9 protein-coding genes, 1 tRNA gene, 1 pseudogene and 1 CRISPR repeat array are annotated in these 11555 nt (G+C 38.5%); of the genes and pseudogenes, 6 read left to right on the plus strand and 5 right to left on the minus strand.

All coding sequences use genetic code 11. The features are described 5' to 3' along the window. Positions 1-439: 439 nt before the first annotated feature. Positions 440-512 (plus strand) — tRNA-Arg (locus tag I5776_RS17670). Positions 513-609: 97 nt separating this feature from the next. Then, a CRISPR array of direct repeats spans positions 610-4724; the repeat unit is 32 nt; unit sequence ATTTCAATCCACGCACTCATGTAGAGTGCGAC. A 170-nt stretch (positions 4725-4894) separates the two neighbouring features. Here the strand turns inward: I5776_RS17670 and cas2 are convergent. The 5 genes and pseudogenes from cas2 to cas8c all read right to left on the minus strand — a co-directional run. Next, positions 4895-5185: a CRISPR-associated endonuclease Cas2 gene (gene cas2 / locus I5776_RS17675; protein WP_202777702.1), complete on the minus strand. Its 291-nt coding sequence runs from the start codon at positions 5183-5185 to the stop codon at positions 4895-4897. 9 nt (positions 5186-5194) lie between these two features. Beyond that, positions 5195-6226 carry a type I-C CRISPR-associated endonuclease Cas1c gene (gene cas1c / locus I5776_RS17680; RefSeq protein WP_202777704.1) on the minus strand — a complete coding sequence of 344 codons (1032 nt, stop codon included), beginning with the start codon at positions 6224-6226 and terminating at the stop codon, positions 5195-5197. Further along, the gene (cas4, locus tag I5776_RS17685) at positions 6223-6891 is read right to left on the minus strand and encodes a CRISPR-associated protein Cas4 (protein WP_202780847.1); all 669 of its coding nucleotides are present in this window, start codon (positions 6889-6891) and stop codon (positions 6223-6225) included. Before cas4 ends, cas1c begins: the two co-directional genes overlap by 4 nt. Further along, positions 6872-7732 carry a type I-C CRISPR-associated protein Cas7/Csd2 gene (gene cas7c, locus I5776_RS17690; protein WP_202777706.1) on the minus strand — a complete coding sequence of 287 codons (861 nt, stop codon included), beginning with the start codon at positions 7730-7732 and terminating at the stop codon, positions 6872-6874. The genes cas4 and cas7c overlap by 20 nt, the downstream gene beginning before the upstream one ends. A 15-nt stretch (positions 7733-7747) precedes the next feature. Beyond that, positions 7748-8461, minus strand: a pseudogene (gene cas8c, locus I5776_RS17695) (type I-C CRISPR-associated protein Cas8c/Csd1); the annotation flags it as partial. Positions 8462-8547: 86 nt separating this feature from the next. Here cas8c and I5776_RS17700 point away from each other — a divergent pair. From I5776_RS17700 to tnpB (I5776_RS17720), 5 genes are all read left to right on the plus strand, one after another. Next, a complete protein-coding gene (locus I5776_RS17700) occupies positions 8548-8787 on the plus strand; it encodes a hypothetical protein (protein WP_202777708.1) in 240 nt (79 codons plus the stop codon). Between the two features lie 32 nt (positions 8788-8819). Beyond that, positions 8820-9014 (plus strand): hypothetical protein, encoded by a 195-nt coding sequence (locus tag I5776_RS17705; protein WP_055740709.1) that lies wholly within the window; start codon positions 8820-8822, stop codon positions 9012-9014. Further along, a complete protein-coding gene (gene tnpB / locus I5776_RS17710; protein WP_202777712.1) occupies positions 9011-9304 on the plus strand; it encodes an IS66 family insertion sequence element accessory protein TnpB in 294 nt (97 codons plus the stop codon). The genes I5776_RS17705 and tnpB (I5776_RS17710) overlap by 4 nt, the downstream gene beginning before the upstream one ends. A 308-nt stretch (positions 9305-9612) precedes the next feature. After that, the gene (tnpC, locus tag I5776_RS17715) at positions 9613-11055 is read left to right on the plus strand and encodes an IS66 family transposase (protein ID WP_246483979.1); all 1443 of its coding nucleotides are present in this window, start codon (positions 9613-9615) and stop codon (positions 11053-11055) included. Next, on the plus strand, positions 11043-11402 hold the full coding sequence (tnpB, locus tag I5776_RS17720; protein ID WP_202777717.1) for an IS66 family insertion sequence element accessory protein TnpB: 360 nt from the start codon (positions 11043-11045) through the stop codon (positions 11400-11402). The genes tnpC and tnpB (I5776_RS17720) overlap by 13 nt, the downstream gene beginning before the upstream one ends. Positions 11403-11555 lie beyond the last annotated feature (153 nt).

Below are 11555 nucleotides of genomic sequence, written 5' to 3' on the forward strand. Positions count from 1 at the left end.
GGAAGCCATCTTATGATGATGACTTCCTCTTTTATTTTTTTATGTGCATACTACTATGTGGAGGTCGTTTATCTATAATATTGGCCTGGTTTGACTTACTTATTTCGGTGTGAGGATCGTTTATCTATACCATTGGCCTGGTTTGACTTACTTATTTCGGCGTGAGGATCGTTTATCTATACCATTGGCCTGGTTTGACTTACTTATTTCGGCGTGAGAATCGTTTATCTATACCATTGGCCTGGTTTGACTTACTTATTTCGGCGTGAAGAATGTTTTTCTATATTATAGACACTATTTGTATTACTATTTTGAATTGTTGGTAAAAAAGGCTAAACCAAGTATCTTGGTATTATTAAAATATGATTCAATTCTCTTTTAAAAAATAACTAATTCCTTTATAATATATAATGCACATTAAAAATAGCCTTCATATCATGGCTCCGTAGCTCAGCGGATAGAGCGTTGGTTTCCTAAACCATGCGTCGGAGGTTCGAGTCCTCTCGGGGCCGTTACTATAAACACAAGAAAGACAAAGATTCTATACTATTGAATCCTTGTCTTTTATTTTTCTCTTTAGGATTTATGAGAACTAGGGCAAAGCTAGAGATTTCAATTCACTCACTCATGTAGAGTGCGACTTCAACCATTATGCAAGGAATGTCATGATGATATGATTTCAATCCACGCCCTCATGTAGAGTGCGACATAGATTCACTTTGTTTCGCTCGTTATAAAGATATTTCAATCCACGCACTCATGTAGAGTGCGACATAGATTCACTTTGTTTCGCTCGTTATAAAGATATTTCAATCCACGCACTCATGTAGAGTGCGACTTTATACCTTCTGGTTTACTTTGCTGGATTGCTATTTCAATCCACGTACTCATGTAGAGTGCGACGTATCCCATCAACAAGCCAATCAATCGCTTGCTTAATTTCAATCCACGCACTCATGTAGAGTGCGACTTCCTCCTTCCTCGCTTTAATCACGATATGTGGGCATTTCAATCCAAGCACTCATGTAGAGTGCGACGGAATCTAATGCAGCCATGCTATCGTCCATCCAAATTTCAATCCACGCACTCATGTAGAGTGCGACACTTCGTTCCTAAGCTATCAAGTGTTTTGGAAGAAATTTCAATCCACGCACTCATGTAGAGTGCGACGGCGAAGGTATTAAAGTTATCGGAAGGCTTGATATATTTCAATCCACGCACTCATGTAGAGTGCGACGGATCATCATGTCGAAGTACAAAGCGAAGAAGACGATTTCAATCCACGCACTCATGTAGAGTGCGACGTTAACCAATGTTAAGGTTCGCTCACGTATAGAGATTTCAATCCACGCACTCATGTAGAGTGCGACTTATATCGAAATGGTTGTTTTATAATGGATGATGTATTTCAATCCACGCACTCATGTAGAGTGCGACTCCAAACTTTTTACAATCAAATCCTACCCGCGAAATTTCAATCCACGCACTCATTTAGAGTGCGACATATCGAAATGGTTGTTTTATAATGGATGATGTATTTCAATCCACGCACTCATGTAGAGTGCGACCTTCGGAACAGACAGAACAGCCATAGTACACCTTAATTTCAATCCACGCACTCATGTAGAGTGCGACTGTTTACCTTGAATGTATCTACTTGAATTTCTTTATTTCAATCCACGCACTCATGTAGAGTGCGACGATACTCGTTTTTGAAATTCAACATCAAGAGATTATTTCAATCCACGCACTCATGTAGAGTGCGACCAAGTTCTGCCCCATTATTCAAGGTAAGGGTAGCATTTCAATCCACGCACTCATGTAGAGTGCGACGCCGAACAATTAGCAATGTTTGAAGAAGTAGACATTTCAATCCACGCACTCATGTAGAGTGCGACCGCAGTATCAGTTTTATTTCGGCAGGGCATCAACAATTTCAATCCACGCACTCATGTAGAGTGCGACGTTGGAGATTTTTTTACTTTAGATTTATATGATGTATTTCAATCCACGCACTCATGTAGAGTGCGACACCTGTGAATTGGTTTAATTCGAATCTATCAGGATTTCAATCCACGCACTCATGTAGAGTGCGACCTTCGCTTTGCTAAGTCGGTTAACTTTAGTGATATTTCAATCCACGCACTCATGTAGAGTGCGACCTTGAATTTTCAACATAACCATTTTCATAATTTATTTCAATCCACGCACTCATGTAGAGTGCGACGGAACTTATCTACGACTACTTTAGCGTGTGGTAATTTCAATCCACGCACTCATGTAGAGTGCGACAGTTTGACATAGCGTGACCGAAAGCACTCGAATTATTTCAATCTACGCACTCATGTAGAGTGCGACGGATACACCTTTGGAGTTTTTCCGGTTTCCTCAATATTTCAATCCACGCACTCATGTAGAGTGCGACCCGGATAAAAGTGATTTTGTCGAAAATTTTCAAGATTTCAATCCACGCACTCATGTAGAGTGCGACAATAATCTTGGCCACACCCTGTCACTTTGTAATGATTTCAATCCACGCACTCATGTAGAGTGCGACGCCCAATAATATTGATCATACAAATTTCTATCTATTTCAATCCACGCACTCATGTAGAGTGCGACATATTCATTCTCCTTTTCTTTGACGTCTTCATTATTTCAATCCACGCACTCATGTAGAGTGCGACGGACATTGGCTTGGTTTGGTGATCGTTCTATTCCAATTTCAATCCACGCACTCATGTAGAGTGCGACATTAGATGACACTGATTTAATTAAACAGTATAAAGATTTCAATCCACGCACTCATGTAGAGTGCGACAAGTGCAACATAAAATTTTTGCTTGAGGGTGTCCATTTCAATCCACGCACTCATGTAGAGTGCGACGGTTGGATGGAACCATTGAACAGTTTAAAACAGAATTTCAATCCACGCACTCATGTAGAGTGCGACGCTTAGTGATATTTTCCTTTTCAATTACCCAAGAATTTCAATCCACGCACTCATGTAGAGTGCGACCAAACAACTTGTTCGGTTAAGATACTGGAACAAATTTCAATCCACGCACTCATGTAGAGTGCGACATGCGGTTAGTGTTACGGATTTGACCAAGTCTATATTTCAATCCACGCACTCATGTAGAGTGCGACGGGTAAACTTCCTCTTAAAATGTACCAAAGTACAATTTCAATCCACGCACTCATGTAGAGTGCGACGATGGTGAACAAAGATCTTTGCAGCAAATAATTATTTCAATCCACGCACTCATGTAGAGTGCGACGACGTCATGTCTTTGTATTCAGCTTTACCGTATATTTCAATCCACGCACTCATGTAGAGTGCGACGTTTGTAATGTAATTTTCTTTTCTTCTCTGGCGTATTTCAATCCACGCACTCATGTAGAGTGCGACTTACTGTCGGCTATTTCGAGGAATTGTTTTATTATTTCAATCCACGCACTCATGTAGAGTGCGACAAAACGATGTCTGACCGCCTAAAAGGTGCATTAATTTCAATCCACGCACTCATGTAGAGTGCGACTCAGTATGATAATACGAAAATCAAAGACATTGAAATTTCAATCCACGCACTCATGTAGAGTGCGACCGATAATCCCCATTACTTTTGTAGCGATCTTGATTTCAATCCACGCACTCATGTAGAGTGCGACTTTCGAGTGTTCTAATCATTAAATCAGCGATTTGATTTCAATCCACGCACTCATGTAGAGTGCGACGAATAACTTTGTGTATAATGTTGTGGATAGTTTGATTTCAATCCACGCACTCATGTAGAGTGCGACAATTATTAACCGCAAATTTTAAGTAAACTGGAGATTTCAATCCACGCACTCATGTAGAGTGCGACACCGTGTTTCAAAGCTACTTGGTTTCGTTCTGTATTTCAATCCACGCACTCATGTAGAGTGCGACAAGTATGGCGGAAAAATTGAAACATATTTCAGAAATTTCAATCCACGCACTCATGTAGAGTGCGACTTGTATTACTTTCATAATCTTCATATTCATTTTATTTCAATCCACGCACTCATGTAGAGTGCGACCGTGATGCAGGTATCTTAACGGCTAATGCAAATGATTTCAATCCACGCACTCATGTAGAGTGCGACATGTTGAGCTTCTTTTTTTATCCTCTAACAAGGATATTTCAATCCACGCACTCATGTAGAGTGCGACAAAGACCTTAAAAAGACCATATATGATGTTTTAATTTCAATCCACGCACTCATGTAGAGTGCGACATGGTGGCGGTGTACCGATACCAAGTGGTGGAGGATTTCAATCCACGCACTCATGTAGAGTGCGACGGACATGCATTTTTACTTCATTCGCCCATACAATATTTCAATCCACGCACTCATGTAGAGTGCGACCATTTTCTCCTTCTCGTATTCGACATCGTCTACATTTCAATCCACGCACTCATGTAGAGTGCGACATGTTCTCTGATGCCGGCATTCTGAAGTTGTTGGAATTTCAATCCACGCACTCATGTAGAGTGCGACTGGTATAACTCTTAACCAATTATCTTTAGCCATATTTCAATCCACGCACTCATGTAGAGTGCGACACTATGTGCCCATCTTTCTTGCGTATACATAAATGATTTCAATCCACGCACTCATGTAGAGTGCGACATTGAGGTGATACGTTCAAATCTAAAGCTAATTATTTCAATCCACGCACTCATGTAGAGTGCGACAGCGATTTTCAGCCAAAAGTACTTAAAACAAGTTCTTTTCGACCCAAAAAACACTATTTTCTTTACTAGAATAAAGAACATTTATTACAATAATACCAAAATTTAGGATAAGTAACTTAATAAATCCGGTGCGAATGTCACAGGAATTTTATGTGCACTATACATCCGCACTAAAAAATTAGCGGTGCTTCTAAATCAATTGATTTCTTTACGCCAATATGTTCAACCTTATTCTTATAATTGTTACCTAATTGATAGAATCTGAGACTATCTTGATTTTCATCAATAATATTAGCTAGTTCTATTTTCAAAGTAGCAAATTGTGTAGCATCTACAACGCATTCAAACACTGAGTTTTGAACTCGTTGACCGTAATTTTGGCACAACTTAGAAACTTTTCTTAATCTTTTTTGTCCAGCATTATGAACCGTGCTCACATCATACGTAATTAATACTAACAATTAAGGCACCTACTTCCATAGAAAAGGTGGATATTCGTCTAAGTCTCCACGGAGATAACGAGCTAGTAATAAAGCTTGTGCATGTGGTACTAATCCCCAAGAAATTTTTTCATTTAAATATGGGTGGGTTATCTTTTCTTGTTTCTTATTTTGCCAAGCAGTTAAAAATTTTTTTCTAGATTCATCGGACATGATAACCGCTCCATTTTCTTTTTTGAGAAAGTCATCTTTATTTATAATTTTTTTATTAATTAGTGACAGAACAAATCGATCTGCATAGACCCCTCTTAGTTCTTCCATAACATCTAAAGCTAAGGATATTCTTCCCGGACGATCACGATGCAAAAATCCAACATAGGCATCCAAGCCTACACCCTCTAATGCTGATGCCATATCATTAGCCAATAACGTATAAGCAAATGATAGCATAGCATTCACGTTATCTAACGGTGGTCGCCGAGAACGAGTATGAAAATAAAATGAATCTTTTTGCTGGAGAATCATTTGATTAAACAATTTGTTATAACTAATAGCTGCTTGACCTTCTAACCCTCTAAGTCTTTCTAAATCCTCACACTCTCTTACATCGAGAATAATAGATGATAGATAATGTGAAACTTCTTTAAATTGTGTAACATCGACGCGCATCGGATAATCCCTTGTCATACGCTCGATCATCCACTTGTTATTATAAATCTTTCCAACAATAAAATTACGGGCAATTTTTGCGGATTTTAGTTCATCGTCTGAAACACGATATTGTTTTTTTCTCAGAACGACATTCCCTCTACTTTCACCGATTACTCTTGCAAGAAATCGACCGTTCATCGTAAAAAACACAAGTGAGATATTTCTCTCAGCACAGTAGCCCATTAATGCTGGACTTGCTCCGGTATAACCAAAAGATATGACCGCTTCTAAATTATGTAGCGGAAGCCTCCCTAGTTTCTCATCATCTTTCAATAAGATAATATTATCTCCGTCTAAAGCAAGATACACATCCGGTTGATTTATAAATAGCGTATTCAAAAGTTTCTTCATTCATGAATCTTCCCTTCAATATAGCTTTTAACCGACCGTTTGTTCATCAATTTCGGTAAACAAATGTGTTGAAGGGAACAATTTTTGCAAAACGATCCCGTTTCTACTTTTGGAGTGTGTCTACGTCGATAATATCCTTGCATTTTTGTGACTATTATTCTTACCTTATTTTTATCATTTTGTGTTATGGGTACTTCGACTCTGTGTTTTATTTCATTATAAAATACATAGCCCATGTTGATCTCACAAAGGAGCATTTCTTCTAAACACATCGCTTGAGCTGTTAATTGTAAAATATCCGAATCATTCATTTTAGGCTTTCCGCGCTTGTATTCCACGGGATAAGCTATATATTTTTCATCCAAACCGTTTATTTCAATACCATTATCATCTTTAATAAACTCTACCACATCACATATACCTGTGATTTTAAGTTCATTGGATTTGACCGGCATAGCACGTACTATCAGTTTATTTCCGCGTTTCTCTCTTGTAAATGGCTGATCCGCTTTTCGATGTAAATATTGCCCTTCAACGGTTCGCACATTTTCTTCCCATTGCTGTTCTATATGAATCAGAGCCCATTGCCGTTTACAAAACTGAAAATGCTGAATACCCGACAACATAAGGTAGTCATCTTCATCCTTATAGCCCTTCGATGACATCAACTTTTAAACCTTCTAATTCATTTAAAGTAATTGTATAATCGTCAATTGATTTTGGTTCTTCTACATTGTGGGTGATGTCCAATAAACGATGGACCTTTGCTGAAGAATATTGTCCCAATTTTGAATTATGTTCCCACCAATAAACTTTGTGAACTTCCATACTGCCTTCAGGTCTAGCGGATGACGTATCATTTTCAAACAATGTTACAAGAGCTTGTTTAATTTTTTCTGCATCATCATTAGTAAATCCTGTTTTTCCTGCTAATTGTGTGTTAATGCTGCCGAAAAAAACATATACACCAAAATCCACGCGATGCTTCATACCCATTGTGTCAGAACCTTTGTCTTTTCCAGGCTCAGAGTTCACGCTTTTTGTGATTTGCATGCTGGTAATATCGATAGGGTATACACTTGTTGCTGTATGAATGGATACTGGACCTCTAACACCAACAGAAACACCTTTTCCTCCAGAACTTTTAAATGCAAAAACTTGTCCAAAGCTGCGAACATCGATCCATTCATTACAGGCAATCATAGCAAACTTATCGCTTGAACTATCCTTTGATTTGAATTCCTTTTCTAACTCAGGATTTGCCTCTGCCCGCTCTCTTAAACTACTAAATTGATCCGCTTTTCTATCATTGGATTGTACAAAGATAGATTCACCCATATCTTGAAGCCGATTTCGAATCTTTCTTTTAATCGCAACATCTGAAATTTCACCATGTCCATCATAATTTTGGCGAGGACGGTTCCCATTTAGTGGATCTCCATTCGGATTCGCTTTAGTAACAGATAAAACAACCGCAAAATCAATTTTGTGATCTAAAATACTCATGCTCATTTCCCCCTTTTAATTAGTAACCCCTTCATTTGACACCTTTTTATCTTTTTTCTGGTATAACTCATGTCGTTGACTATAAAACCCTAATAAATACTTACCTGATAATGATCGATTATTAAAGTCTTCTATTTTAATTCTTGAAGCCACTTCATCTATTAAACTGGATAAATAGTTTGCTTTTGTTCCAAGTCTAGCTTGATAAGGCTGCAAACTATCTTGAATTGTTTTCCAAGTTCTAGCTGGATGTTTTGAAAACGAATTCATATACCTAATTGCATTACTTGCTCGTGTTTCTTCTCTTCCTAGTGCTTGTCTTTCTAAGACATCTGCGATGGCCAACAATCGACCAAATAAATAATCTCGATCATTATTTTCCTTATCCAGTGTCACTCTATATCCCTCCCTTTTATTAATTAAGGCACATGCTACGCTCAATGTTTTCTCCCATTCCCACCTTTCCATCGATATAGGATTAGATGCGCGTTGCAAAGCGCTTCTAATGATATCAAGTGGAATATTTCTATCATCAATTACACAAGGTAACATTCTCTCCATCAAACCTTTAACGATCTTGTCACTTGCTTTTGGTCCGTATGCTGCAAAAGCAATATCCCTTGAAGAAGGAGCACCTAAAAATTCCACATATTCATTATTGTTATTTTTACGATATCTATGCATCCAAACACATGTTGAATGCCATTTTACAAGTCTATTTAAATAAAGTGTAAGCCCCCATTCAAACCACGCATTTCAAACATATGGCACCACTTGGTATGATACTTATATCAATCAAAGGAGGTGCTTTTTCTATGCCACAACAAAAATTAACCATCGTCCCCGTCACACTTCATACCGAAAGTAAAAAGGATTTACCACCCACTTCTCCAAAAGAATCTTTAACTAGCATTTGCACAATCAAAATGGCAAACGTTGAAATCTCCCTTCATAGCGGCGTAGATGAGTACGTAATTCGAACCATTATGAGGGAGTTGAAACGTAAGCCCCCATTCAAACCACGCATTTCAAACATATGGCACCACTTGGTATGATACTTATATCAATCAAAGGAGGTGCTTTTTCTATGCCACAACAAAAATTAACCATCGTCCCCGTCACACTTCATACCGAAAGTAAAAAGGATTTACCACCCACTTCTCCAAAAGAATCTTTAACTAGCATTTGCACAATCAAAATGGCAAACGTTGAAATCTCCCTTCATAGCGGCGTAGATGAGTACGTAATTCGAACCATTATGAGGGAGTTGAAACATACGTGAAGCACGATTATACAAATGTCAAAAACATTTACATTATTTGTGGAAAAACCGATATGCGTAAAGGAATTGATGGCCTTGCCACACTGATTCAAGATACATTCAAACTGGATCCATACGGCGATTCCATTTTCTTATTCTCTGGATGGAGTAAAGATCGTTACAAATGTTTATACTTTGATGGTGATGGCTTCGCCATGCTTTATAAGCGTTTGGATAACGGCAAAACTACAATACCAAGGATGAAAACGAAGTACGCAATCTTTCACAAAAGGAGGTTCGCTGGCTTCTAGAAGGATTATCCATTCAGCAGCCAAAAGCAATAAAATCATCACTGAAAGGGGCGTTCTAAATCTATCAAAACATTGATTTACAGCCGTTTTTAGCTTCATTTTTTTGTCCCAAATGGTATACTATAAGTAACGAAAACGGGCGAAAAGTGGTGAGACGAATGGTTAATGTTTCTTCAAATAATGGGGCACAATATGAAAAAAATTAATTCAGCTTCTTGAAACGCAATTGACCAATTCCAATCAACAAAACAATAGGCTTTCGGAAAAACTCGATAAGTTTAAAACAGAACGAGGCATTAACCGAACAAATTCGTCAATTAACCAAAGCTTTATATGGTTCTAAATCAGAAAAATCAAAGTATCAAGTACCAGACGGTCAAGGCTCTTTATTTGAAGACGATCCGTCTTTTAACGATTCTGAGCAGACAGAAGAACAAAGCACAGAAACAGTTAGCTATACCGTTGTCCGTAAAGTATCAAAGAAAAAGAGAAACGATTCATTTAGCAACAATATTGAGATAGAAGAAATTCACCATCATCCAGCTAATACGCTATGTGATTGTTGTCTTCATCAAATGACAGAAGTAGGTACAACAATAGCACGTGAAGAAGCAAAATTCATTCCAGCTACAATGAAGCGTGTGCAACATATCGAGCATGCCTATGAGTGCACGGTGTGCAAAAAAGATACCACTCAAAAAGCACAAATCAAGCGTGGGAAAGCACCGCAAACTGCCATTCAACGTAGCATTGCAGGACCAACTGTTTTGGCTAAACTTATCTACGATAAGTTTATTCAGTACTTGCCTCTTTACCGCCAGGTGAAAGAATGGGAACGATATGGTCTACTTACAAATGATAAGAACCTATCTAACTGGGTTATTCGCGCTGCCGAAGATTGGCTTCAACCAATTTATGATTTGATGAAGCAAGTACTAACAGCCAAGTCAGTGCTCCATGTGGACGAAACCTATGCGCAAATCATTAATCGTTCCGACGGAAAATCCGGTCAATCGAACGCTTATAACTGGGTATGTCGTAGCGTACCAAGTCAAGGTCCTATCATTGTCCTTTTCAAAAGCGCCTTATCTAGAAGTCGAGCTGTATTAGAAGATTTGATAGCCGGGTTCAAAGGAACGGTGATTTGCGATGGCTATTCAGCTTACGGTCATTTACCTGACGTGCAGTTCGCCAACTGCTGGGCGCACACGAGGCGTTATTGGTTAAAAGCTGATAGTAAAAACGGGCGAATAGGCGTCGATTACTGCGACCGGTTGTATCAGATTGAGCGTAAAATTAAACACCTTTCGCCAGAAGAGCGCCAACAAATAAGACAAGAAAAATCGAAGCCCATCGTAGATGAATTTTTCGCTTGGATTGATCGCTCACCGTTCTTCGGTAAAAATGCGTTGGCGAAAGCAGCTGAATATACGTTGAGCCGAGCAGAAGGATTAAAAGCATTTCTTGATGATGGCCATTTAGAAATCGATAATAATCTTGCTGAAAATGCGATTCGTCCCAACGTAATCGGTCGCAAAAATTGGCTGTTCTCTGTAAGCGAAGCAGGTGCAAAAGCGAACGCTATTTGTCTAAGTTTAGCTGAAACAGTAAAAGCAAATGGTATCGATTTTTATCAATATTTAGTCAAGCTACTAACAGAGCTGCCAACTTTACCAATTCACCAGCAGTCGGATCTTTTACATAACTACATGCCTTGGTCAGAAAATATCCAAGCCACATGTGCAAAATAGCCAACTATCCGAAAAAAATATCAGATGGCTGGCTATTCGTTGTGCGTACCGTAAAGGTGCGCTATTTTTTTATATTTCGGGCTTACGTTGAAACATACGTGAAGCACGATTATACAAATGTCAAAAACATTTACATTATTTGTGGAAAAACCGATATGCGTAAAGGAATTGATGGCCTTGCCACACTGATTCAAGATACATTCAAACTGGATCCATACGGCGATTCCATTTTCTTATTCTCTGGATGGAGTAAAGATCGTTACAAATGTTTATACTTTGATGGTGATGGCTTCGCCATGCTTTATAAGCGTTTGGATAACGGCAAACTACAACAATACCAAGGATGAAAACGAAGTACGCAATCTTTCACAAAAGGAGGTTCGCTGGCTTCTAGAAGGATTATCCATTCAGCAGCCAAAAGCAATAAAATCATCACTGAAAGGGGCGTTCTAAATCTATCAAAACATTGATTTACAGCCGTTTTTAGCTTCATTTTTTTG

Source organism: Heyndrickxia vini (assembly GCF_016772275.1).
Classification (GTDB): domain Bacteria; phylum Bacillota; class Bacilli; order Bacillales; family Bacillaceae_C; genus Heyndrickxia; species Heyndrickxia vini.

What these genes read in the sequence shown, in the direction of transcription:
- cas1c (WP_202777704.1), bottom strand. Translation starts at nt 6,226, where the DNA reads ATGAAGAAACTTTTGAATACGCTATTTATAAATCAACCGGATGTGTAT.
- cas4 (WP_202780847.1), bottom strand. Translation starts at nt 6,891, where the DNA reads ATGTCATCGAAGGGCTATAAGGATGAAGATGACTACCTTATGTTGTCG.
- cas7c (WP_202777706.1), bottom strand. Translation starts at nt 7,732, where the DNA reads ATGAGTATTTTAGATCACAAAATTGATTTTGCGGTTGTTTTATCTGTT.
- I5776_RS17700 (WP_202777708.1), top strand. Translation starts at nt 8,548, where the DNA reads ATGCCACAACAAAAATTAACCATCGTCCCCGTCACACTTCATACCGAA.
- I5776_RS17705 (WP_055740709.1), top strand. Translation starts at nt 8,820, where the DNA reads ATGCCACAACAAAAATTAACCATCGTCCCCGTCACACTTCATACCGAA.
- tnpB (WP_202777717.1), top strand. Translation starts at nt 11,043, where the DNA reads ATGTGCAAAATAGCCAACTATCCGAAAAAAATATCAGATGGCTGGCTA.